This window comes from Pseudomonas cichorii, from assembly GCF_019719005.1.
Taxonomy (GTDB): Bacteria; Pseudomonadota; Gammaproteobacteria; order Pseudomonadales; family Pseudomonadaceae; genus Aquipseudomonas; species Aquipseudomonas cichorii_E.
The window spans coordinates 223045-244766 of sequence record NZ_JAIGPJ010000004.1; the positions used below are offsets into that span (position 1 = coordinate 223045).

Below are 21722 nucleotides of genomic sequence, written 5' to 3' on the forward strand. Positions count from 1 at the left end.
ATAAATTTTCAGTGGTTCTGAGTGGGCGCTATCATACCGCGCTAAATCCATCCGCGCAGAACGGAGTACCTGATGACCGCTTTCGCCCCTGTCTACACACTGCATGTTCTGGCCGCCCTGGTCTGGGTTGGCGGGATGTTTTTCGCCTGGATGGTCCTGCGACCGGCCGTCGGTTCGGCACTGGAAGGTCCGTTGCGCCTGAAATTGTGGCTCCAGGTGTTTCCTCGGTTTTTCGTCTGGGTCTGGGCCGCCATCGTGGTATTGCCCATCACCGGCGTCGGCATGATCCAGCTGAACTTCACCAGTTTCGAGACAGCCCCACGCTACGTGCAGGTCATGATGGGATTGTATGTGGTGATGGTCGCACTGTTTCTGCGTATCCAGTCGTTGCAGCTACCGGAGTTGCAGCGCGCCGTAGAGGCCGGGCAATGGGCCGAGGGTGCTGCGGCACTGGGCAGGATCAGGCGTCTGGTGGGCATCAACCTGATCGTGGGCCTGACCGTGGTTGCGATTGCAGCGGCACGGCCGACTTTCTGAAGGGAAAAATCTGTCCGCAACATCAGCCAGGCCCTACAAAAACTTGCACCGGGCCTGACGAGGTTACGTTACAGACGCTGCAAATTCAGTGTTCCGGCAGGTCCTGCGGCACCTGGCTGACCCGTTTGACCGGGTTTGCCCGGCTTGCCGCCATCGGCCCGATAAACGATGCAGCCCTTGGATTCTCCGCCCTTGCCCGGCTTGCCACCCTCGCCGCCCGGCCCAGGGGCTCCGCCTTCGACATTGACCTTGATCCGCTCGGCAGCAAAGCTTTGTGGCAACTCAAGGCGCACCTGCGCACCGGCTGCGCCGTCACGGCCACTGCCGCCATTGTCACCGTCATGACCGCGGCTTGCCTGTCCCCAGACGCAACCCGGCGCCTGACCATTGCCACCATCGAGTCCGGCATAGCCTCGCGCACCGGCGCCGCCACGAGCATCGACGGTCAGTTGCTCGGCGTTCAGGCTTTGCAGGCGCAGGATCAGATTGCGCCCCGGCAAGGCCGTTTTTTCAAAGGTGCCCGGCGCACCACGGGCCATGATCTCGCTGCCGGTACCCAGCTCGCCATGGTTCACCACGAGGCTGAACGTCTGCGAGCCAGGCACGATGGCGATACGCGCTTCATGCCCCAGAACCAGCTCACCCACCTTGACCTCGGTAATATTCGAGGGAATGAGCAAGGTGCCGTAATCCGCCACTTCCAGACGCTCGACCTGCAAGACATTGTTGTTACCCGGCAGGCGCATCAGGGAATGCGACTCGACACTGATGGTCTGCGCCAGGGCCAGCGGGCTGAACAGGACTGTCAGCAGAAGAAGGTTACGCATGAGGGGACTCCGCTGGACGACGACCGATGGCCTGGACATGAAAGATACCGAAAATGAGGATTTTCCCTCGGTCACGCCAAGGATGCTTGCGACCGCGCAGGCGGCCGTTGAACATGACCAACTCCAGCAAATGGGCCAACAGCACCAGCGCACCTGCGATGCTGATCATGGTGCCGAACGGACTGGGGGCCTCGATGACCGAATTGACCACCACCACCAGCCAGAACCCCAGCGTCAACAACTTGCCCAGCCCCCAAAACAGCTTCATCGTCCGCTCCCATGCTCATGATGCTTTTTAGCTGCCGCACAGTAGACGTCCTGCACACCAAATATGCCAGCGGTGTGTTGAAAAAAGACCGGGCAACAATTGCATGGGAGCCAGGACTTTCAGTTTCAGGCCTGGCTGCTGGCCTTGCCTTCGACGACAGGCTGAACCACCGGTGCCGGGCGCTTGTACCACCAGACGCCCAGCAGCACAGCGGCGACGCCTACCCATTGCAGCGCTGCCAGCTTTTCATCGAAAAAGAAGAAGCCGATCAGAATCGCGACCACCGGACGAGCCAGTGCCGAGACGGACGCCAGCACGACATCCACATGGCGCAGTGCATAGGCCATCAACCCGTGCCCCAGCAGTTGGCTGATCAGGGCCAGCAGCGCAATCACCATCCAGCCATAAAGGGTGTCCGGCAGAATCTGCTGACTGGTGAGCAGGGCCACCGGCAACAGCAGCAAGGCACAGGTGAAGCTGTTCCAGATGATGATCTTGCGGGACGAAAAGCAGTCGCGAAGGGATTTGATCAGGATCAGATAGATCGCATAGAACAACGCCGAATTGAGGGCCAACAGGTCGCCGGTGACGCCCTGGCTGGAGAATGTCAGGCTGGCGCTGCCATCAAACACCAGCAGGCAGGCTCCCGCGATACTCAGGGCCAGCGCCAATACCTGAGAGGTGCCGATTTTTTCCTTGAGAAACAGAAAGGACAAAATCGCCACGAAGACCGGCGACAGGTTCATCAGGATCGAGGTATTGGCCATGCTGGTCAGTTTCACGGCCCAGTGGTTGGATAGCAGATCGATGCACGACACCACGCCCGACAGCAGCAACAATGCCAGCATGGTTCTGCGGCTGCGACCCGGCGCGAGGTTTTCCACCTCCGGGCTCTTGCCGGGCGGCAAAGCGGTAAATGCATAGGCCATGCCGCCTGCGATGAACATGCGCAGCATCAGTGTCGAAGTGGCATCCACCTCGCTGAGTTTGACGAATGCAATCGCCGACGCCACACCGATGGTGCTGACGATCAGTGCCAGAACGGGCAGAACAGACTTATTACCCACCGTCATGACGGGTCCTCGAAGTTATACAAGCAGTTATATGAGTTGGGTGGCGCAATGAATGCCGCCAAATTGCTTCTGGTGTTCGGCGAAAGAGACCCGATGGACCTCATAGCCACGTGCCGACAACCGATCCAGCAGAACCGGGGGCGCGTTGTGATCGATCCAGACATGCTCGCCCAGAGAGAACGCATTGGCGCACCAGGCCGACATCATCGACTCGTCCAGCAATACCGGCTCAAGATCCGCAGCCTCTGCGGCCTGACGTAACGTCAGGTTCTCTTGCTCAAGCTGCCATCCCGAAGACGTGCGGCGATAGACGCTGACCCGTGAGCGATCGATGGCGTCCGCCCTTCTCGCGTCGATCAGCAAGTCACCGCGCAACAGGGCTACATAGTGGTCGAGGTGAAACTGTTCGGGGTTGTGCCAGCCATCCTCGACCGCCAGCACGACATCGCTCTTGAGCAGGCCAGACTCCAGCAAGAAGTGCAGCGTCTCGACCTGAGTCCGAAAGCCGGTGTTGATCACCGACACACGCTCGTTCTCCTGATAGTCACCGCCTTCGAGCACATGATCGAGCTCCACAAGGGAATAGCCATGGGCAGCAACGACCTTTTTCACCACGTCGACTTCACGGGCCCGGTCCTGGCGTTTCAGGCGCCCGAAAACCGGCTGGCCGCCGACGTTCATGAAGTGGTCCCGCGGGAACAGCAACCCGTACAGCGGGTGAATCTCGTAAGTCTCGTAAGTGGCGTCAGGGCTGATCCGGCCCAGTTCATCATCGTAATGCAGTCGAAGTTTCGGCTGGTTGATGATGATTTGCGCCAGCTCCTGGCGACTGCTGCGCGTCAATTGCTCATGGGCAAGGCGCTGGCGCTCCTGTGGAATATCGTCAGCAAAGCGCAGCGCGTTGCCGGCCAGTTGCCGCATATCCTCCAGCGAGACGTGCGGCGCTTCTTCGTTGAACAGTGCGTCGGACAGAAAAGCCGTCGGGATACCTGCCGCATTGAACGATGCAGCCAGAGCCAGCACATCGGCATCGGCCTGGCGCAGTGAGTAAGGCTGCTGCGCCTCCATGAATACCGACATGGCCACGGGTTGTGCAATGGAGGGAAGTTGCAGGAGAACCTTCATCAGCCCGCTTCCTGCAGTGAACCGGCGCGAATGGAAGTCTGAAGAACGTCCATGCAATAGAGGATGGCTTCCTCCACCTCAGCCTGCGTCTCACCCTCGAAGTGCAGCCGGGCGGGGATTTCTTCGTAGCTGAACCCGCTGGATTCGCCTTGCCGCTGGATGCTGCTGTAGGTCAGCAGCGGGTGTGACAGCTGCATCTTCGGGTCGAAGGCAAAGCCACCGGTAAACGGGTTGGGCATCATCAGAAAACCGGTGATGCGGTTTTTGACAGGCGCAACCGGGTCCTTGAGCGCAGCACGGGTCCACAACTCATACAGGTCGATGCCCTCGCTGCGCATGGCGACAAACGGAATCTCGCCACCGCCGACCCGACCACCAATCTCCAGAAACACCAGTTCGCCACGCCGCTCGATAAGCTCCAGATGGATGGCCTGGTCCTTGAGGTTCAGCCGCACACAGACTTCCCGGGTAAAAGCCTTCACCGCCTCGATGAACCGGGAGTCATCCACGGCCACCGAGCCCAGCGGCTGGCCGTTGCGGAAATCCAGGCAGGTGTTCAGATATTTCGACACCTTGAAGTAAGGCGTACTGTCACCTGCCAGAATGGCGTCGACATGATAAATATCGCCTTCTATGTACTCTTCAACTTCATAGCCGGTGAAATCCAGCAGGTCAGGGATATCGGTCAGTCGATCGATCTTCACGACACCATCGGAGGCCGCGCCAACCTGGGGTTTGAGGATGACCGGGTAACCGTGCTCGTGGCAGAACACCTCGACATCCTGACGCGACAACACATTCCGGTACTGCGGATAGCGTACCGCCGAGCCCTTCAACGCTTCTTTCATGCTGGCCTTGTTCCGGCACAGCAGGTTGTCAGCGATTTTCGCACCACTGATATTCAGCTCGGTACGCACCAGTGCAGCGGCATCCAGATCGTATTCCGAGAAAGCGATGACAAAATCGATGGCGTGCAGACGATGAATGGCCTGCGCTTCCTGCAGAATCACGTCGGCATCCAGTGCGCCGAGTTCAACCACTTTGAAACTGACCTTCGGATCGATCAGCCCCGCACGCCCCGCCAGGGAAATATAGGAAACGTCGACCTGAGCGTGATCAATGTATTTGCGGTAATCGGAAAGCTCGTCATCGTAGCGGTTAATGATCAGAACATGCTTCATACGATTGCTACCTCGTTGTGTACCCGCCCGACCAGGCTTCTGACCGCATCCTCATCCGCGCCACCGAACATCACGTAGCCAACCCGGGAGGTCCAGTCCTGATCCGAGCCCAGCGCGTCGCCGGTACTGAAGTAGATCTGATGCGAGAGGTAATACGGACTGTCGATAAGCTCACCGAGGCCGTGCAGCCGGGTAAATTCGCTTTTCTCGCCGCGGGGAATGAAGGCGATGGCACTGACACCGCTCGTCTGTGGTACGACAGGTTTATCGATGCTCAGATATTCACAGAGCGTTTCGAGGGCCAGATCGATTCCGCTGGCCCGCTTGATCAGTTCGACGATGCTGTCGCCCGGAAGACGAGCCGCCAGTTCGACCGCCACCGGCTGGCCTTGAGGCGTAACCCGCAGCTCAAGATGGAAGGGGCCGACATTCAGGCTGATGGCATCCAGCACCGCCAGCGCATAGTCGGTCAGGGTGCTGCGAAACGCTTCATCGTAGCCCTGGCCGACAATGTGGCCGATCTCGACAAAGTAAGGCTCCGAGCCGAGCAGCTTTTCAGTGATGGAGGCGATGGTGACACTTGCGTCCCTGCGCACTACACCTTCGATGCTGTATTCGTTGCCGGGAATGTACTCTTCAACGATCAGGCGTCCGCTGGCGGTAAAGCCTGTGTCGTTCGGCAGCGACTGGCGAAAGGCATTGACGGCCTCGACCAACTCTTGCTGGTTATAAAGCTTGCGTACGCCAATGCTCCCGGCCATGTCCACCGGTTTGACCACTGCCGGAAAGCTGAAACCTGCGGGCACTGTCACCGGATCATCGGTGCTGAGCAGAAAAAAGCCGATATCGCTGAGCCCCTTTTCGGTCAGGCAACTGCGAAAGTTGAACTTGTTGCGCACTTGCTGCACGGCGTTGTCGCCAAGATGCGTCTTGCCTTGCGCAGCGCCCAGGCTGGCAGCCATCGCAACGGCATACTCCACCCCGGGAAGAATGGCGCTGACAGTTCCCAGCTCATTGATTGCCGTCATCTGCGCGTCGAAATCGCCCGTGTCGATCCGGATGATCTGGCGAATCTTGTCGCGCTGCCCGGAATCAAGCTCCTGCTCGCCCCCGTCAACGGAAAAGACATACACATCAACGCCCAGTTGCTGCGCTGCATTGAGATAGTTGATGCCGGATGAAACAGGATCGATGACAACTATGGACATTGTTCAGTCTCCGACTATCCAAAACTTTCGAGTTCACATAAGGGAAGGTTCTTGAGCTTGCCGATTACCAGATCCGACCCGACACCCACTGTCAGCGCATCCACTGTCAAGTGTTCGCCAATATCGAAATCCGCACAGGTCCAGTCAGGGAAAGGAATGTTGACGACATTGACCTTGCATTCGACGGAACTACGAAACCTTTCAATACAGCCTGAGTGGTAGACGGAAAGACTGGTGCGATTGACGGCATACACTTCAACTTCACCGATATTGTGTTTCAGCACCAACTCCTGCGCACGGCTCAACGCCGCTCCCATGCCGCTGCCACCGCTGACAATATTCAAGCGGCTCATGGCATTTTCATAATCAGGCAAGGAAGGACTGACGATGGAGTATTCCAGTCGGTCGCCAACGGACACTGTTGCAAACAGACTTGAGAACAGTCCGCCGGGGCGCAACTTCACATGAAACGTGATGCTGTCATACGCTTTCTTGCCGAGTATGACGACGGAATAATTACGCACCGCTGAAGTATCGGGATGCTTCAACGTCACGACGGATTTGGCGTTATAAAAAACCCGTTTGACCTCCAGGACGACTTCCATGACCTGTTCGGACAAATACGTTTTACTTTTGAGCCTGGCGGCATGAAAGCTGCTGATAGCGGGGACAATATCAATATCCGTTTCTGCCCTGCTTATACAGGGCAGAAATTCGCTTTGCACTGCAACTTCCACACCGTCTTCCAGAACGCGGCCTGACACCAATCGGCATCGACACACTCTGCACACACCTTTAAGGCAACCTTTTACGAGCGTTCCGGAGGGGATTGCATCAATAAGAGGCTGCCTGCTGTCGGCGGTGTAGGTCTGCTCTCCAACGCGGACACTATAAGTTGCCATTACACCGGCCTTCAGTGATGTGTATTAAAGCGTTGAAGCACGCAGAGCCTGGAAGTATTCGCCCACCATCGGGATGAACGCCTTGATATGGACAACGGCCTTGTCCAGATCCTTTTCATCCTTGATGACCGAGGCCAGCATGTTGTTCATCATGCCGCTATGGTCTTCCGCCTCGTCGAACGCGACGTGGGAGGCTGCGCCACTCACCGCTGGCTGGCCCATGCTGGCGCTGGCTTTCTGGGTGATGAACGAGCTGTATTTGTCGCCGTAGTACTCCAGGAACCAGTCCCAGGTGATCGCCGGCAGCGGGCCGAACTTGCTGACGCACAGGTTCAGGTAGCCCATCAGTTTCCAGGTTTCCGGAAAGGCAAACTCGGCCTGGACATCGGATTTGGAATAACCGTAGGTGATGAGATCCTGACCGAACATTTCATCATGACCAAACTCATCGTACAGATAGTAGGAGAGTTGTTTGGCAGCCGAGATATTGTCGACGGCGGCAACCTGAACAGCACGTGCATCCAGTTCGTTGTTCATGTGAATGCGGATTACGCACTCCAGGATGTGGCGCTTGTAGTAATGCTCATTGAACCAGTCACCCTGGTGGAACTCGCCCATGATGCTGTCTTTCTTGAATTCTGCATCCAGGCAGGCATCAACGGTGGACTCAAGCTTTTTCAATATCACATCAGTGGAAATCATCGGTTATACCTCTCCATTATGGTCATCAGACATCAATGACTTTATTATTTCAGCGAGATGCTGATCCCTATCACGTGCCACTACATCGTAAGAAATAACCCATTTCACAAATGACTGGAAAAATAGCCTGTGACTCACTCGACAAAAGAGCAGACAAGACTACTATTACAAGGCCATCATTTAATGAACCCCTTCCGGGGGAGCGGCAGTATTAGCGCAGTCGATTTCAAATTCAAGACCTGATACCGAATTAACTTTTTATTCCCTGCTATCGAAACTCTGCCGACATACCCGATAAATATCCAGGAGATCGCCCTGAACTTTCTTACTCTTCGGACAGCAGAAAACATGACGACATCGCTGAAGCAGCGGTCATATAAATGAATTCACGAATTCAGGCCCGATGCACTGAACCTGCGCGTGTTCAGTCCAGCGTTATTTGCACACTGTCAGTGCACAAGAAGCGCAGATTATTACAGGTAGTGCCGCACAGAAGTGCTCGGGGCCATGTTTTCGATTTTCTGCTTCCATGCACAACATTCCATTGGATCCAATTTTCGCCAACATCCTAATACCCCCAATAAACGTCTGCAAGCAACTTTCTGATCTATGCAACAAACAAAGGGTTTGGTTACCGACCGGCGTATTGCTCAGAAGCCGGGGTCGTGATCGCTTTCCAGAGTCCGCCCGGCAGGCTAGTCTTGCAAGTCAACCAGAGGACTTTCGATGACCGTCGGCTATTCCACCCGCACCCCGCAGCAAGCCCTGGCCGCCCTGCTCGACCGTTACGCTCCCGAGCGCCTGCTGCTGGTCGGAGCGCAGGAGTTTCCTGCGCTGCACGCCTTCCGCGAAGCACACCCTCAGACCGAGGTGGCGCAAGCGGCTCCCGGCAACCTGCCGGCAGAACTGGCTGCACAACGCTTCGACCTGGCCCTGGTGGTCGATTGCCTGGAGCATATTCCCAAGCGTACCGGCCTTGAGTTGCTGGGCGGCATCCGCAACCTCAATGCCAGCCGCATCGCGGTACTGGCCGACCTGCAAGCCTGTGGCTGGCAGGAAACCGACTTCTTTTCACTGGCCCTGCAATCGAGCGAACGTTTCGTGAGTGACGAGCAGGTCCTGAACCTGTTCACCTACGACTTGCGCGAATACAAGCAAGTCCCCGACTGGCTGAACTCGAAGTTCTGGGCCAACCCGGAAAACTTCGGCAAATACTGGTGGTGATTCATGATTAGCGCTATTTGTCCCTGCGGCAGCGGGGATCTGTTGTTGGCCTGCTGCGGTCACTTTCATGCGGGACAACCTGCACCTTGCGCCGAGAAGCTGATGCGCTCGCGCTATAGCGCTTATGTGCTGGGCCTGATCGATTATCTGGTCGACACCACGCTCCCCGCACAAAGAAGCGGGCTGGATCGTCAATCCATCGCTCAATGGAGTGCGCAAAGTACCTGGCTGGGACTTGAGGTGGAACATTCGGAAGTGTTTGGCGGCAAGCCCGAGCACGCTTTCGTCACCTTCACGGCTCGCTGGCATGACGGCAGCGGTGAGCACAGTCACCGCGAGCGCTCTTCATTTGTACAGAATCAGGGCCGCTGGTATTTCATCGACCCCACCGCCCCGCTCAAGGCCGGCCGCAATGACGCCTGCCCTTGCGGGAGTGAACAGAAATTCAAGAAGTGCTGTGCGAGTTACATTGGATGAGTCTGAAGTGCTGTCTTCGCGAATGAATTCGCTCCTACGCAGGCTTGTGTAGGAGCAAACTCATTCGCGAAGAAGCCCACCTGCCTTTATGGCACAAGCTTCAGATGTGAAATATCGGGATTGAGCGCTTTCGCGACAGGTTTTGCCTGCCCCATATCGCTGCCGGCCGGGGCCAGGCTCAAGGCGGAAAGGTCCAGCGCCGGTGCCGACTGTTCGGGCCTGGGGTCCTGCATGTCACTGCCGACTTCGGCCATCGACAAATCCGGAGCATCGACGTCCACGAAAGCCGCCATGTACAGGTCCCGAGGCTTGACCTGCAAACGCCCGTTGCCCGACTCGGCAGGCGGCGGTGCCAGTTCCACTTCTTCGACCGGCAGGTTCATGTCCAGCACTTCGACCAACGCACCCGCACGCTCCAGAGTCGCGCGGTATTTCTCGGCGGCCTCGGCATCAAGGTTGCTTTTCAACACCAGCCGACGCCCGGAAAACAGCAACGCCAGGCGCTGCTCATCGGCCTGAAACAGTTTGCCCAGATTAGCCTGTACCCTTTCAGGCTGGGCACCGGGAACCAACTGGCCGCAAAAGACAATTTCATAGAAGTTCATGCACTGGCACTCATACTGCTTGTGACAGGAGTATGGCGCAGCCTCGGCAGCCCCAACAAGTTAGCCAGTTGCTAAACTCAGCGTACATACGGAGCACCACCATGTTCATCCGGGCAACCATTACAAGAACGATAAGCCTTGCGCTGCTGCTACTGGGGCTGAGCGGTTGCTCGACATGGAGCAGCCTCACCTCCTTTCAGGACCCCGATGTCCATCTGCTCAGAGTCCAGGTCGTCAAGGCCAGGCTGACGCAGCAGGATTTCAACCTGCACTTTGTCGTCGACAACCCCAACGACTCACGCATCCTGGTTCGCGGCTTCCGCTACAAGGTCATGCTCAACGACGTGCTGCTGGCAGACGACAGGTCCAATGACTGGTTTTTCGTCCCCGCCAACAGCCGGAAGACATTCGTGGTGCCGGTCAGGACCAACCTCTGGCGACACGTGAAGTACATCGCCGAGCTGATGAAAGACCCCGACGAAGAGGTTCGTTACCGGCTTGAAGGCAGGCTCAAGACAGGAATCTTCTTGCGCCACAGCACCACGATCGAGCGCAGCGAAACGGTAAAGCCACGGGAACTGCTGCTCAAGAATCGCTAAAGGTATTGCTGCACGCGCATTTGCGAGATAATGCGCGCCGATTCGATTACGGAGTACCCCCGATGAACCAACAAGCCCATGTCCATGGCCCTGATTGCAACCACGATCACGATCATGACCATCACGATCACCAACATGGCCATGTTCACGGCCCGAACTGTGGTCACGCTCACCAGGAGCCGGTGCGCAACGCCCTGAAGGACGTTGGTCGCAACGATCCTTGCCCATGCGGCAGCGACAAGAAATTCAAGAAATGCCACGGCGCGTGAAGCCCTGAGCATTTTGCCAACGGCCTGCCTTGCAGGCCGTTTTCATTTGTATAAGGGCTTGGAGGAAGAGTAAAACAGTCGGTCTTGATCAATCACATGGAGCCTTAAATGATCGACCTTCATTACTGGACCACTCCCAATGGTCACAAGATCACTCTGTTTCTTGAAGAAGCAGGCCTGCCTTACAAGATCTTCTCGGTCAACATTGGCAAGGACGAGCAGTTCCAGCCCGATTTCCTGAAAATTGCCCCCAACAATCGTATTCCGGCCATCGTCGATCACGAACCCACCGATGGCGGCGAGCCCCTGAGCCTGTTCGAGTCCGGCGCGATCCTGCTGTATCTGGCGGACAAGACCGGCCAATTCATCCCACAGGATTTCCGTGGCCGCCAGGAGACCCTGCAATGGCTGTTCTGGCAAATGGGCGGCCTGGGACCGATGGCCGGTCAGAATCACCACTTCAACCGTTTCGCCAAGGAGAAGATTCCTTACGCGATCAAACGCTATGTGGATGAAACCGCACGTCTGTACGGCGTCCTGAACAAGCGCCTGGCAGACCGCAATTTTGTGGCGGGCAACGAATACAGCATTGCGGACATGGCGATCTACCCGTGGATCGTGCCACACGCCTTCCAGCAACAGAACCTGGACGACTTCCCGCACCTCAAGCGCTGGTTCCAGAGCATTGCCGGGCGCGAAGCGACCCGAAGGGCTTATGCGCTGGTCGAGCAGATCAATCCGCCGAAGGCTTGAACGCTCTTCGCGAATGAATTCGCTCCTGCACGGCCGGGGTGGATTCATTTGCTTTGTAAAATCCTGAAATAAACTCCCCTTCCCGTCTTGCGTGGCGCCTGTCTGCTCTCTAACGTAGCGACCTTTACATACGCCACCCCCGCGGGAGTTTCGCCATGGCCTCGCCAGCCCCTTCATTTTTCCTGAGCCGATTCAGTGCAGCCGCCATTGCGGCGAGTTTCCTGAGCCTTGCGGGCTGCCAGTTGGGCGGTGGTGACAACGAGACATTGCTGCCCGCCTCCGGGGTATTCCCGGTCAAGGGGCTGGCACAGAACGTATCGGTACGCCGCAACAATCTGGGCATGCCCCTGATAGAAAGCAGCACGTACCACGACGCGCTGTTCACGCTGGGCTATGTACATGCCGCTGACCGCATCACGCAAATGGTCGGCATGCGCCTGCTGGCGCAAGGGCGTCTGGCGGAAATGGCCGGGGCCGATGCTCTGGAAGTCGACCGTCTGATGCGCTCGGCCAGGCTCAAGCAACGCGCCAGCGAGCTTTACAACGCTTCATCGCCGCGCCTCAAACGCTTTTTCGAGGTCTATGCACGGGGCGTCAACGCCTACCTGTTCCGCTATCGCGACAAGTTGCCAGAGGACCTGGCCAGCTCCGGCTATCGCCCGGAATACTGGCAGCCCGAAGACTCGGCGCTGATCTTCAGCCTGCTGAGCTTCAATCTGTCGGTGAACCTGCAGGAAGAACTCTCGGCGCTGGTGCTGGCACAGAAAGTCGGCAGCGACAAACTGGCCTGGCTGCTGCCGACCTATCCCGACGAAGCGCTGCCCTTTGCCGAAGCCGACAAGCTCAAGGGCCTGAGCCTGAATAATCAGGTGCCTGAGTTGAACGACCTGACCAGGGTCGCACTGCAGCTTTCCGATCTGAACATGCTGGGCGCAGCCGCCGCCAGCAACTGGGCCATCGCGCCGCAGCGCAGCCGTAATGGCAAAAGCCTGCTGGCCAGCGAGATGCAACTGCCTGCCGGGATCACCTCGGCCTGGAGTTTCGTGCAGTTGCGCGCACCGAAGTATCAGGCGTCGGGCGCCTCGATTGCCGGCCTGCCGCTGGTATTGAGCGGCTTCAACGGCAAGCTGGCCTGGAGCCTGAGCAACGTCAAGGGCGACAATCAGGACCTGTTCCTGGAAAAGCTCAAGCGCGAAAACAATCGCCTGTTCTATATGGCTGACGGTAAATGGCAGCCCGCTATCGCCTACGAAGAAACCTTCCTGGCCAAAGGTGGCCGTCCGGTGCGTGAAACCGTGTATGCCACGCGCCACGGTGTACTGCTCAACGCCAGCGCCACCCCGCTGGGCAACGGCCTGGGCCTGGCCCTGCAAACCCCGGACTTCAAGGACGACAAGAGCCTCGATGCCTTTTTCGACCTGTCCCGTGCGCCCAACGTAGAGAAAGCTTTCGACACCACCCGCGAGATTCGTGCGATCACACTGAACATGGTGTTCGCCGATGCCTCGAATATCGGCTGGCAAGTCACCGGCCGCTACCCGAACCGTCGTGAAGGCCAAGGCCTGCTGCCTTCTCCGGGCTGGGATGGCAAATTTGACTGGGACGGTTTTGCCGACTCGATGCTGCATCCTTACGATCAGGACCCGCGTCAGGGCTGGATCGCCACTGCCAATCAGCGCACGGTGCCTAAAGGTTATGGCATGCAACTGTCCAATTCCTGGGGTTACCCGGAGCGGGCCGAGCGCATTGCCGAGCTGGCCAACAGCGGCAAGCAGGACACTCGCAGCACCATCGCCATGCAGTACGACCAGACCACGACCTTTGCCGCCAAGCTCAAGAACATGTTTGAAGCGCCAGGCATGACCAAACCGCTCAAGCAGGCCATCGACGCTCTGCCCGAAGCCGAACGGGCCAAGGCTCGGGAAGCCTACAGCCGCCTGATGGCCTTCGACGGCAAACTCACCCCGAACTCCGCCGATGCAGCACTGTATGAGCTGTTTCTGCAGGAAAGCGCCAAGCTGACCTTCCTCGATGAGCTGGGTCCGGAAAGCAGCCAGGCCTGGCAAGCCCTGAGCACCAACGCCAGCTCGTCCTACTCGCCACAGGCCGATCATTTGCTGGGCCGTGAAGACAGTCCTTTCTGGGACGACCTCAAGACCCCGCAAAAAGAAGACAAACCCGCCATTCTGGCTCGCAGTCTGGCAGCCGCCATCACCGCTGGCGACAGCCTGCTGGGCACAGACCACAAGGCCTGGCAATGGGGCAAGCTGCATCGCGAGAACTGGACGGCACAAACCAGCCCTCTGGCCAAAGCCTTGGGTGGCAACCACTTCAATCGCAGCGCCAGCGCGACAGGTGGGGATCACAGCACCATCAATGTTTCGGGCCATGAGTGGGGCAAGAGCCTGGATACTCACGCGACGCCTGCCTTGCGCATGATCGTCGACTTCAGTCAGGCAGAGCCCATGATGGGCCTGATCAGCACCGGCCAGTCGGACAACCCGGCCAGCCCGCACTACGCCAACAGCATCGAGCCGTGGCTCAAGGCGCAGTACCAGACGATCCCGCTGCAACAGTCCAACTATGAAAAAGGCTATGGCAAACAGCGCCTGACCCTGACGCCCGGCAAGTAACCTTCACAAGGCACCAAAATGGAGCGACACGCGCGTGACGCCCCATTTTGGACAGCTCTCTTGAACAACAATCGTCCCTGTCGTCCAGACCCTGCACAACACGTCCAATCCAGCGGCTTCTGCGTGCGCAGGCAGAAACACCGATGATGGCAAGCTAATGCAGCATTGCGACAACTGCTTATATTTAAAACGCACGTTCGTCTCTTTGGTTCGGAAATTGCTACTTCTTGCCCGTCTGGCATCCGCCGGTAGCAAGCCTGGCGTGTTCTCTACGCTCAATCTGGTTAAGGACTGAATAATGAAAAAAGCATGGCTGACCCTTTCCGCACTGGCTCTGTGCCTGGCCGCTGGTAGCTCTATGGCCAAGGAATACAAGGAGCTGCGTTTTGGCGTCGATCCTTCCTACGCTCCTTTCGAATCGAAAGCCGCTGACGGCAGCCTGCAAGGCTTCGATATCGACCTGGGCAATGCGATCTGTAAAGAACTGAACGTGACCTGCAAATGGGTCGAAAGCGATTTCGACGGCATGATTCCAGGCCTCAAGGCCAAGAAATTCGACGGTGTCATCTCTTCGATGACCGTTACCCCGGCCCGTGAGAAAGTCATCGACTTCTCCAACGAGCTGTTCTCCGGTCCGACCTCGCTGGTGTTCAAAAAGGGTGCAGGCTTCACCGCTGACCCCGCCAGCCTGAAAGGCAAAACCGTCGGCTACGAGCAAGGCACCATCCAGGAAGCTTACGCCAAGGCCGTTCTGGACAAGGCAGGCGTCAGCACCAAGGCCTACGCCAACCAGGATCAGGTTTACGCTGACCTGACTTCCGGTCGTCTGGATGCTTCCATCCAGGACATGCTGCAAGCCGAACTGGGCTTCCTGAAATCTCCGGCAGGCGCCGGTTATGAAGTCAGCGAGCCAGTGGACAGCCCTCTGCTGCCGTCCAAGACCGCCATCGGTATCGCAAAAGGTAACAAAGAGCTCAAGGCTCTCCTGGATAAAGGTATCAAAGCGTTACACGATGACGGCACCTACGCCGCAATCCAGAAGAAACACTTTGGCGACCTGAATCTGTACAGCGGTAAATAACACCCCCAACGCCCATCGATTTCGGCGATGATCCGCCGCCGCCCTCGATGGGCGTTTTTGTTTATTGCCCGCTCAAGGCTTGATCCATGCTCGATGCATTAATACAAAACCTGGGACTCTCGGCATTCAGCTTGAAAGGCTTCGGCCCGCTGCTGCTTCAGGGCACCTGGATGACCATCAAATTATCGGTACTGTCGCTGTTTCTGAGCATCGTGCTCGGGCTGATCGGCGCCAGTGCCAAACTGTCCAGCTCGGCACTGCTGCGTGTGCCGGCACAGATTTACACCACCCTGATCCGCGGCGTGCCGGACCTGGTGCTGATGCTGCTGATTTTCTACAGCCTGCAAACCTGGCTCACCAGCTTCACCGACGCCATGGAATGGGAATACATCGAAATCAATCCTTTCGGTGCAGGGGTCATCACCCTGGGCTTCATCTATGGCGCCTATTTCACGGAAACCTTCCGCGGCGCCATTCTGTCGGTGCCACGCGGTCAGGTCGAAGCCGCCATCGCCTACGGTCTGAAACGCGGCCAGCGCTTCCGCTATGTCGTGTTCCCGCAGATGATGCGTTACGCATTGCCGGGCATCGGCAATAACTGGCAAGTGCTGCTCAAGGCCACCGCGCTGGTGTCGATCATCGGTCTGGCCGATCTGGTCAAGGCGTCCCAGGATGCCGGTAAAAGTACCTATCAACTTTTCTACTTCCTGGTACTGGCTGCATTGATCTATCTGGTGATCACCAGCGCCTCGAACCTTGCCTTGCGCTGGGCCGAACGGCATTACGCCGCTGGCAGCCGGGAGGCCAAGCGATGATCGAGTTGCTTCAGGAATACTGGAAAGCCTTCCTTTATACAGACGGCGTCAACATTACCGGCCTGGCCATGACCATGTGGCTGCTAAGCGCCTCCATTGCCATCGGCTTCTGCCTGTCCATTCCGCTGTCCATCGCCCGCGTTTCGGACAAGCGCTGGGTGCGCTGGCCGGTGCAGTTCTACACCTATCTGTTTCGCGGCACGCCGCTCTATATCCAGTTGCTGATCTGCTACACCGGCATCTACAGCATCGCGGCGGTTCGTGAGCAACCATTGCTGGATGACTTCTTTCGCGATGCGATGAATTGCACCATCCTGGCGTTCACCCTCAATACCTGCGCCTACACCACCGAAATTTTTGCAGGTGCCATACGCAACATGGCCCACGGTGAAGTCGAAGCCGCCAAGGCCTACGGCCTGAGCGGCTGGAAGCTCTATGCCTACGTGATCATGCCCTCGGCGCTGCGTCGCTCGCTGCCTTACTACAGCAACGAAGTGATCCTGATGCTGCACTCGACCACCGTCGCTTTCACGGCCACGGTGCCGGACATTCTCAAGGTCGCACGCGATGCCAACTCGGCAACCTTCATGACGTTCCAGTCCTTCGGGATCGCGGCAATCATGTACCTGACCGTCACCTTCATTCTGGTCGGACTGTTCCGTCTTGCCGAACGTCGCTGGCTGGCCTTCCTCGGCCCGGCTCACTAGACAGGACGACAATTCATGGATCATCGGACCCACGATTTGCTGTCGCCGGTGCCTGGCACTGCGCGGCAAGTCCACAGCTTTCATTACGGCCCGCAAGACGGCACCTGCAAGATCTACATCCAGGCCTCACTGCATGCCGACGAATTGCCCGGCATGCTGGTGGCCTGGTACCTGAAGCAGCGCCTCACCGAGCTGGAAAATGCCGGGCGCTTGCGTGGGGAAATCATCGTCGTCCCGGTTGCCAACCCCATCGGCCTGGAACAGATCCTGATGGATACCCCGCTGGGCCGCTACGAGCTGGAAAGCGGGCAGAATTTCAATCGCTGGTTCACCGACCTTGGCGAACAGGTCGGCGATGCAATCGAAAACCAGCTCACCGGTGACGCGCAGCACAACCTGACGCTGATCCGCGACAACCTGCGCCTGGCGCTGGATGCCCAGATCGCCACGACGCAGTTGCAGTCCCTGCGACTGACCCTGCAAAAACTGGCCTGCAAGGCCGACATGGTGCTGGACCTGCATTGCGACTTCGAGTCAGTAGAGCATCTCTACACCACACCCGAGGCCTGGCCGAAAGTCGAGCCGCTGTCGCGCTATCTGGGCGCCCAGGCAAGCCTGTTGGCCACTGATTCGGGCGGGCAATCGTTCGATGAATGTTTCACGCTGGTCTGGTGGCAATTGCAGCAACGCTTTGGGGAGCACTTCCCGATCCCCATGGGCAGCTTCTCGGTGACCCTGGAGCTGCGCGGCCAGGGTGATGTCAATCACGCTCTGGGCAGCCGCGACTGCCAGGCAATCATAAATTACCTGATCGATTTCGGCGCCATCGAAGGCCAGGCACCCGAGCAACCTGAATTGCTCTACCCCGCCACGCCACTGGCAGCGGTCGAACCGGTTTTCACCCCGGCAGGCGGTCTTCTGGTGTTCTGTGCCATGCCCGGCGAATACATCGAAGCCGGACAACTGATCGCCGAAGTCATTGACCCGATCAGCGACGCCGTCACCTCCATTCACGCACAGAATGCCGGTCTGCTGTATGCCCGCTCGTTACGACGCATGGCAACGGCAGGCATGGTCATCGCTCATGTCGCTGGCACTCAGGCCTATCGCAGCGGCTATCTACTTTCTCCTTGAGGACCTGACATGTACAAACTGACCATCGATGGCCTGCATAAAAGCTATGGCGACAACGAGGTACTCAAAGGTGTCTCTCTCAAGGCTCAGAGCGGCGACGTGATCTGCCTGATCGGCGCCAGCGGCTCGGGCAAGAGCACCTTCCTGCGCTGCATCAATTTTCTGGAGCAGCCCAACGACGGCGCCATGAGCCTGGATGGCCAACAGATCCGCATGGTCAGCGACAAGGACGGCATGCGGGTCGCGGATGCCGACGAGTTGCAACGCATACGCACACGACTGGCCATGGTGTTCCAGCATTTCAACCTGTGGGCCCACATGACCGTGCTGGAGAACATCACCATGGCACCGCGCCGGGTGCTGGGCGTGCCAAAAGCCGAAGCCGAACAACGCGCCCGCAAGTACCTGGAAAAGGTCGGCCTGCCCGAGCGTGTCGCCGATCAGTACCCGGCTTTTCTGTCAGGTGGCCAGCAGCAGCGCGTAGCCATTGCCCGCGCCCTGGCAATGGAGCCGGAGATCATGCTGTTCGACGAGCCCACGTCTGCACTCGACCCGGAACTGGTCGGTGAAGTGCTCAAGGTCATTCAGGGGCTTGCCGAGGAAGGCCGGACCATGATTCTGGTCACCCATGAAATGGGCTTCGCCCGCAAGGTCGCCACGCAAGTGGTGTTCCTGCACAAGGGGCAGATAGAAGAATCAGGTCATCCGGACGAAGTCCTCAACAACCCCAAGAGCGAACGCCTGCAGCAGTTCCTGAGCGGGAACCTGAAGTAAGGAGAAAGCGCCAGAACACACTGGCGCTGTTCGACCAGAAGGCATTCAGGCGACAGGAACGGGCGGAGGCTCGTCTGGTAGTGTCGGCTCACCTGGCTCAGGTGGCTGAGGAGGAAACGGTGTGTCCGTGCCCGGATCGCCCGGAATACCGCCACCCACCATATTGAATTGCGAATCAGCCATCAGCGACCAGGCAAGCAGTCCGATCTCGTTGAGCTGAGGAGGCCTTTCCCGGCCAGAGGGTTTGAAATCTGTCGTCATAGGGCACTCCCGATCATCTTCCCCCACACACGCGATGTATGAGGGGGGTCATGTCAGGAAATAGAGTGCATAAACAGGCAGAAATTCAATTGCCCGGATGTCGTCCCCCAAAAATCAGGTGCGTGGCAGGGTCACGCCACGCTGGCCCTGATACTTGCCGCCGCGGTCCTTGTAGGACACTTCACATTCCTCATCAGACTCCAGGAACAGCATCTGCGCCACGCCTTCGTTGGCGTAGATCTTGGCCGGCAGCGTGGTGGTGTTCGAGAACTCCAGGGTCACGTGACCTTCCCATTCCGGCTCCAGTGGCGTGACGTTGACGATGATGCCGCAGCGCGCATAGGTGCTCTTGCCCAGACAAATGGTCAGGACATTACGCGGGATGCGGAAGTATTCGACGGTGCGGGCCAGCGCAAAGGAGTTGGGCGGGATGATGCACACATCGCTCTTGATATCGACGAAGCTTTTTTCATCGAAGTTTTTCGGATCGACAGTCGCCGAGTTGATATTGGTGAAGACCTTGAATTCGTCTGCACAGCGTACGTCGTAACCGTAGCTGGAGACGCCGAAGGAAATCAGACGGTCGGCGCCTTCGCCACGCATCTGGCGCTCGACGAAGGGCTCGATCATGCCTTGCTCTTGCGCCATGCGGCGAATCCACTTGTCCGATTTGATGCTCATGGCGATGTCCTGAATAGCGAGGTGAAAAAAGATGTCCGCATCTTACCGGGCCAAGGCGTCCGGTTCAAAGCCAACAGATCCAGAGTTTACGGCTCCCGTAGCTGTACCGGTCGTGAATAGAAATAATCCTCATAAGACCATTGGCACGTCCCGTAAAAAGGGTTAAGGTGTGGTCACTGTGTTGCTTGTGTCACTGAGAATCTCTACACGATGTTGAATTTCGATCCAACCATGTCCGAATTTTCCAGCTCTTTGCACTCAGTCTCGGCCAGGGCTTTTCCTGAGCCGCAGTTAACTTTGTACAAGGAGATATAATATGTCCAATCGCCAAACCGGTACCGTTAAGTGGTTCAACGATGAAAAAGGCTTCGGCTTCATCACTCCACAATCCGGTGACGACCTGTTCGTACACTTCAAAGCTATCCAATCCGACGGCTTCAAAAGCCTGAAAGAAGGCCAACAGGTTTCTTTCATCGCTACCCGCGGTCAGAAAGGCATGCAAGCTGAAGAAGTTCAAGTTATCTAACTTGTACTGATTCGCTTAAAAACCCCGCCCTCAAAAGCGGGGTTTTTTGTGCGCGCGTGGTTTGTAGGAGCGAATTCATTCGCGAATGAATTCGCCCCTACGCGATGCAGTTAATCATCGCTGATTGATATGGTCGGCATCGCCGGGCTTGCAGCTTCCTGCAGCACGATCCGCGCACCCACATGCCGCGCCAGCTCCTGATACACCATCGCAATCTGGCTTTCCGGCTCGGCGATCGCCGTGGGCTTGCCGCCATCGGCCTGTTCGCGGATCAGCATCGACAATGGCAGCGAGGCCAGCAGTTCGACGTCATATTGCGAGGCCAGCTTTTCACCGCCGCCCTCACCGAACAGATGCTCGGCATGTCCGCAGTTCGAGCAGATATGCACCGCCATGTTTTCCACGACGCCCAATACCGGAATATTGACCTTGCGGAACATCTCGACGCCTTTCTTCGCATCCAGCAAAGCCAGGTCCTGAGGTGTGGTGACAATCACGGAGCCGGCAACCGGCACTTTCTGCGCCAGGGTCAGCTGGATGTCGCCAGTGCCGGGCGGCATGTCGATGACCAGATAATCCAGGTCATTCCAGGCCGTCTGAGTGACCAGTTGCAGTAAAGCACCAGACACCATCGGGCCGCGCCAGACCATCGGCGTGTTGTCATCGGTCAGGAAAGCCATGGACATGACTTCGACCCCATGCGCCTCGATGGGCACGAACCACTTCTGGTCCTTGATGCGCGGCCGCGTGCCTTCGGGAATACCGAACATCACGCCCTGGCTCGGGCCATAGATATCCGCATCCAGAATGCCGACTCGCGCCCCTTCACGTGACAGGGCCAGCGCCAGGTTCGCAGCGGTGGTGGATTTTCCGACCCCGCCCTTGCCTGAAGCCACGGCAACGATGTTCTTCACATTGGCCAGCCCGGGAACCTGCGACTGAGCCTTGTGAGGATGGATGACCGTGCTGATATCGACCTTGGCCGAGGCGACGCCATCGATGCCTTCGATTGCCGTCTGCAGCACCTGAGCCCACCCCTTGCGGAACAGTTCGGCGGCATAACCCAGCTCAAGCTGCACGCTGACGTGTGCGCCCTGAATATCGATGGATCGAACGCAACCGGCGCTGACCGGGTCCTGGTTCATGTAAGGGTCGGTGTATTGGCGAAGAATCGTCTCCACCGCTGCGCGATTGACTGCGCTCATGGGCTTACTCCGAAAAGAGACTGACTAAAACAGGCGGCTATCCTACCCGTTATGTGGAAGGCCGACATGGTTTCACTGCGAGGGCCCGTTGCAAGGTGAAAAAAATCGCTCAGCCCTTTATAGTGGCCGACCTCCGTTCCAGTACAAGTAGCCGA

Annotated in this window: 25 protein-coding genes; 13 read left to right on the plus strand and 12 right to left on the minus strand. The window is 57.7% G+C overall.

Going from position 1 to position 21722, the window contains the following annotated elements; genetic code table 11:
* Positions 1 to 72: 72 nt before the first annotated feature.
* Positions 73 to 537 (plus strand): CopD family protein, encoded by a 465-nt coding sequence (locus K5D32_RS06025; RefSeq protein WP_025261459.1) that lies wholly within the window; start codon positions 73 to 75, stop codon positions 535 to 537.
* 68 nt (positions 538 to 605) lie between these two features.
* On the opposite strand, the gene K5D32_RS06030 is transcribed toward K5D32_RS06025, so the two are convergent.
* The 8 genes from K5D32_RS06030 to K5D32_RS06065 form a co-directional block, all read right to left on the minus strand.
* The gene (locus K5D32_RS06030) at positions 606 to 1364 is read right to left on the minus strand and encodes a collagen-like protein (RefSeq protein ID WP_221599470.1); all 759 of its coding nucleotides are present in this window, start codon (positions 1362 to 1364) and stop codon (positions 606 to 608) included.
* Positions 1357 to 1632 (minus strand): DUF1145 domain-containing protein, encoded by a 276-nt coding sequence (locus K5D32_RS06035; protein ID WP_221592600.1) that lies wholly within the window; start codon positions 1630 to 1632, stop codon positions 1357 to 1359. Before K5D32_RS06035 ends, K5D32_RS06030 begins: the two co-directional genes overlap by 8 nt.
* A gap of 125 nt (positions 1633 to 1757) precedes the next feature.
* The gene (locus tag K5D32_RS06040) at positions 1758 to 2705 is read right to left on the minus strand and encodes a DMT family transporter (RefSeq protein ID WP_221599471.1); all 948 of its coding nucleotides are present in this window, start codon (positions 2703 to 2705) and stop codon (positions 1758 to 1760) included.
* A 27-nt stretch (positions 2706 to 2732) separates the two neighbouring features.
* Complete coding sequence (locus K5D32_RS06045) at positions 2733 to 3830, minus strand: arginine deiminase family protein (RefSeq protein ID WP_221592598.1); 1098 nt, start codon at positions 3828 to 3830, stop codon at positions 2733 to 2735.
* Positions 3830 to 5011, minus strand: coding sequence for an acetyl-CoA carboxylase biotin carboxylase subunit family protein (locus tag K5D32_RS06050; protein ID WP_221576060.1), 1182 nt, complete (start codon positions 5009 to 5011; stop codon positions 3830 to 3832). Before K5D32_RS06050 ends, K5D32_RS06045 begins: the two co-directional genes overlap by 1 nt.
* Positions 5008 to 6219, minus strand: a complete 1212-nt coding sequence (locus K5D32_RS06055) for an ATP-grasp domain-containing protein (RefSeq protein ID WP_221576061.1) — start codon at positions 6217 to 6219, stop codon at positions 5008 to 5010. Before K5D32_RS06055 ends, K5D32_RS06050 begins: the two co-directional genes overlap by 4 nt.
* A 14-nt stretch (positions 6220 to 6233) precedes the next feature.
* Positions 6234 to 7121, minus strand: coding sequence for an FAD-binding oxidoreductase (locus K5D32_RS06060; protein ID WP_221599472.1), 888 nt, complete (start codon positions 7119 to 7121; stop codon positions 6234 to 6236).
* 24 nt (positions 7122 to 7145) lie between these two features.
* Positions 7146 to 7823: a hypothetical protein gene (locus tag K5D32_RS06065; RefSeq protein WP_221599473.1), complete on the minus strand. Its 678-nt coding sequence runs from the start codon at positions 7821 to 7823 to the stop codon at positions 7146 to 7148.
* 726 nt (positions 7824 to 8549) lie between these two features.
* Between K5D32_RS06065 and K5D32_RS06070 the strand changes: the two genes are divergently transcribed.
* The gene (locus K5D32_RS06070; RefSeq protein WP_221599474.1) at positions 8550 to 9047 is read left to right on the plus strand and encodes a DUF6231 family protein; all 498 of its coding nucleotides are present in this window, start codon (positions 8550 to 8552) and stop codon (positions 9045 to 9047) included.
* Between the two features lie 3 nt (positions 9048 to 9050).
* Positions 9051 to 9524 (plus strand): YchJ family protein, encoded by a 474-nt coding sequence (locus K5D32_RS06075; RefSeq protein WP_221576064.1) that lies wholly within the window; start codon positions 9051 to 9053, stop codon positions 9522 to 9524.
* Positions 9525 to 9610: 86 nt separating this feature from the next.
* Here the strand turns inward: K5D32_RS06075 and K5D32_RS06080 are convergent, their stop codons facing one another.
* The gene (locus K5D32_RS06080; protein WP_221576065.1) at positions 9611 to 10129 is read right to left on the minus strand and encodes a hypothetical protein; all 519 of its coding nucleotides are present in this window, start codon (positions 10127 to 10129) and stop codon (positions 9611 to 9613) included.
* 101 nt (positions 10130 to 10230) lie between these two features.
* Between K5D32_RS06080 and K5D32_RS06085 the strand changes: the two genes are divergently transcribed.
* The 9 genes from K5D32_RS06085 to K5D32_RS06125 all read left to right on the plus strand — a co-directional run bounded on the left by K5D32_RS06085 (position 10231) and on the right by K5D32_RS06125 (position 18894).
* Positions 10231 to 10728 (plus strand): LEA type 2 family protein, encoded by a 498-nt coding sequence (locus tag K5D32_RS06085; RefSeq protein WP_200992738.1) that lies wholly within the window; start codon positions 10231 to 10233, stop codon positions 10726 to 10728.
* Between the two features lie 62 nt (positions 10729 to 10790).
* Positions 10791 to 10997, plus strand: a complete 207-nt coding sequence (locus K5D32_RS06090) for an SEC-C metal-binding domain-containing protein (protein WP_111757795.1) — start codon at positions 10791 to 10793, stop codon at positions 10995 to 10997.
* Between the two features lie 108 nt (positions 10998 to 11105).
* Positions 11106 to 11750, plus strand: coding sequence for a glutathione binding-like protein (locus tag K5D32_RS06095; protein WP_221599475.1), 645 nt, complete (start codon positions 11106 to 11108; stop codon positions 11748 to 11750).
* A 155-nt stretch (positions 11751 to 11905) separates the two neighbouring features.
* Positions 11906 to 14383, plus strand: a complete 2478-nt coding sequence (locus K5D32_RS06100) for a penicillin acylase family protein (RefSeq protein WP_221599476.1) — start codon at positions 11906 to 11908, stop codon at positions 14381 to 14383.
* A 298-nt stretch (positions 14384 to 14681) separates the two neighbouring features.
* Positions 14682 to 15464: a transporter substrate-binding domain-containing protein gene (locus K5D32_RS06105; RefSeq protein ID WP_221576069.1), complete on the plus strand. Its 783-nt coding sequence runs from the start codon at positions 14682 to 14684 to the stop codon at positions 15462 to 15464.
* Positions 15465 to 15550: 86 nt separating this feature from the next.
* The gene (locus K5D32_RS06110; protein WP_025261476.1) at positions 15551 to 16279 is read left to right on the plus strand and encodes an ABC transporter permease; all 729 of its coding nucleotides are present in this window, start codon (positions 15551 to 15553) and stop codon (positions 16277 to 16279) included.
* Positions 16276 to 16986 (plus strand): ABC transporter permease, encoded by a 711-nt coding sequence (locus K5D32_RS06115; protein WP_025261477.1) that lies wholly within the window; start codon positions 16276 to 16278, stop codon positions 16984 to 16986. Before K5D32_RS06110 ends, K5D32_RS06115 begins: the two co-directional genes overlap by 4 nt.
* A gap of 15 nt (positions 16987 to 17001) precedes the next feature.
* Positions 17002 to 18120: a succinylglutamate desuccinylase/aspartoacylase family protein gene (locus K5D32_RS06120; RefSeq protein WP_221599477.1), complete on the plus strand. Its 1119-nt coding sequence runs from the start codon at positions 17002 to 17004 to the stop codon at positions 18118 to 18120.
* Between the two features lie 9 nt (positions 18121 to 18129).
* Complete coding sequence (locus K5D32_RS06125) at positions 18130 to 18894, plus strand: ABC transporter ATP-binding protein (RefSeq protein WP_200992745.1); 765 nt, start codon at positions 18130 to 18132, stop codon at positions 18892 to 18894.
* 45 nt (positions 18895 to 18939) lie between these two features.
* Here K5D32_RS06125 and K5D32_RS06130 read toward each other — a convergent pair whose 3' ends face one another.
* A complete protein-coding gene (locus K5D32_RS06130) occupies positions 18940 to 19155 on the minus strand; it encodes a hypothetical protein (protein WP_221599478.1) in 216 nt (71 codons plus the stop codon).
* Positions 19156 to 19269: 114 nt separating this feature from the next.
* Positions 19270 to 19836: a dCTP deaminase gene (gene dcd / locus K5D32_RS06135; protein ID WP_025261480.1), complete on the minus strand. Its 567-nt coding sequence runs from the start codon at positions 19834 to 19836 to the stop codon at positions 19270 to 19272.
* A gap of 316 nt (positions 19837 to 20152) precedes the next feature.
* Between dcd and K5D32_RS06140 the strand changes: the two genes are divergently transcribed.
* Positions 20153 to 20362, plus strand: coding sequence for a cold-shock protein (locus K5D32_RS06140; protein WP_002554837.1), 210 nt, complete (start codon positions 20153 to 20155; stop codon positions 20360 to 20362).
* A gap of 110 nt (positions 20363 to 20472) precedes the next feature.
* Here K5D32_RS06140 and apbC read toward each other — a convergent pair whose 3' ends face one another.
* Entirely contained in the window at positions 20473 to 21567 is a 1095-nt protein-coding gene (gene apbC / locus K5D32_RS06145; RefSeq protein WP_221599479.1) for an iron-sulfur cluster carrier protein ApbC, read from the minus strand.
* Positions 21568 to 21722 lie beyond the last annotated feature (155 nt).

Excerpts from the sequence above, each read along its gene's own strand:
- K5D32_RS06065 (WP_221599473.1), bottom strand. The coding sequence starts at position 7,823 with ATGATTTCCACTGATGTGATATTGAAAAAGCTTGAGTCCACCGTTGAT.
- K5D32_RS06080 (WP_221576065.1), bottom strand. The coding sequence starts at position 10,129 with ATGAACTTCTATGAAATTGTCTTTTGCGGCCAGTTGGTTCCCGGTGCC.
- K5D32_RS06060 (WP_221599472.1), bottom strand. The coding sequence starts at position 7,121 with ATGGCAACTTATAGTGTCCGCGTTGGAGAGCAGACCTACACCGCCGAC.
- K5D32_RS06130 (WP_221599478.1), bottom strand. The coding sequence starts at position 19,155 with ATGACGACAGATTTCAAACCCTCTGGCCGGGAAAGGCCTCCTCAGCTC.
- K5D32_RS06100 (WP_221599476.1), top strand. The coding sequence starts at position 11,906 with ATGGCCTCGCCAGCCCCTTCATTTTTCCTGAGCCGATTCAGTGCAGCC.
- K5D32_RS06140 (WP_002554837.1), top strand. The coding sequence starts at position 20,153 with ATGTCCAATCGCCAAACCGGTACCGTTAAGTGGTTCAACGATGAAAAA.
- K5D32_RS06035 (WP_221592600.1), bottom strand. The coding sequence starts at position 1,632 with ATGAAGCTGTTTTGGGGGCTGGGCAAGTTGTTGACGCTGGGGTTCTGG.
- K5D32_RS06115 (WP_025261477.1), top strand. The coding sequence starts at position 16,276 with ATGATCGAGTTGCTTCAGGAATACTGGAAAGCCTTCCTTTATACAGAC.
- K5D32_RS06055 (WP_221576061.1), bottom strand. The coding sequence starts at position 6,219 with ATGTCCATAGTTGTCATCGATCCTGTTTCATCCGGCATCAACTATCTC.
- K5D32_RS06085 (WP_200992738.1), top strand. The coding sequence starts at position 10,231 with ATGTTCATCCGGGCAACCATTACAAGAACGATAAGCCTTGCGCTGCTG.
- K5D32_RS06045 (WP_221592598.1), bottom strand. The coding sequence starts at position 3,830 with ATGAAGGTTCTCCTGCAACTTCCCTCCATTGCACAACCCGTGGCCATG.
- K5D32_RS06105 (WP_221576069.1), top strand. The coding sequence starts at position 14,682 with ATGAAAAAAGCATGGCTGACCCTTTCCGCACTGGCTCTGTGCCTGGCC.
- K5D32_RS06075 (WP_221576064.1), top strand. The coding sequence starts at position 9,051 with ATGATTAGCGCTATTTGTCCCTGCGGCAGCGGGGATCTGTTGTTGGCC.
- dcd (WP_025261480.1), bottom strand. The coding sequence starts at position 19,836 with ATGAGCATCAAATCGGACAAGTGGATTCGCCGCATGGCGCAAGAGCAA.
- apbC (WP_221599479.1), bottom strand. The coding sequence starts at position 21,567 with ATGAGCGCAGTCAATCGCGCAGCGGTGGAGACGATTCTTCGCCAATAC.
- K5D32_RS06040 (WP_221599471.1), bottom strand. The coding sequence starts at position 2,705 with ATGACGGTGGGTAATAAGTCTGTTCTGCCCGTTCTGGCACTGATCGTC.
- K5D32_RS06110 (WP_025261476.1), top strand. The coding sequence starts at position 15,551 with ATGCTCGATGCATTAATACAAAACCTGGGACTCTCGGCATTCAGCTTG.
- K5D32_RS06125 (WP_200992745.1), top strand. The coding sequence starts at position 18,130 with ATGTACAAACTGACCATCGATGGCCTGCATAAAAGCTATGGCGACAAC.
- K5D32_RS06070 (WP_221599474.1), top strand. The coding sequence starts at position 8,550 with ATGACCGTCGGCTATTCCACCCGCACCCCGCAGCAAGCCCTGGCCGCC.
- K5D32_RS06030 (WP_221599470.1), bottom strand. The coding sequence starts at position 1,364 with ATGCGTAACCTTCTTCTGCTGACAGTCCTGTTCAGCCCGCTGGCCCTG.
- K5D32_RS06090 (WP_111757795.1), top strand. The coding sequence starts at position 10,791 with ATGAACCAACAAGCCCATGTCCATGGCCCTGATTGCAACCACGATCAC.
- K5D32_RS06025 (WP_025261459.1), top strand. The coding sequence starts at position 73 with ATGACCGCTTTCGCCCCTGTCTACACACTGCATGTTCTGGCCGCCCTG.
- K5D32_RS06095 (WP_221599475.1), top strand. The coding sequence starts at position 11,106 with ATGATCGACCTTCATTACTGGACCACTCCCAATGGTCACAAGATCACT.
- K5D32_RS06120 (WP_221599477.1), top strand. The coding sequence starts at position 17,002 with ATGGATCATCGGACCCACGATTTGCTGTCGCCGGTGCCTGGCACTGCG.
- K5D32_RS06050 (WP_221576060.1), bottom strand. The coding sequence starts at position 5,011 with ATGAAGCATGTTCTGATCATTAACCGCTACGATGACGAGCTTTCCGAT.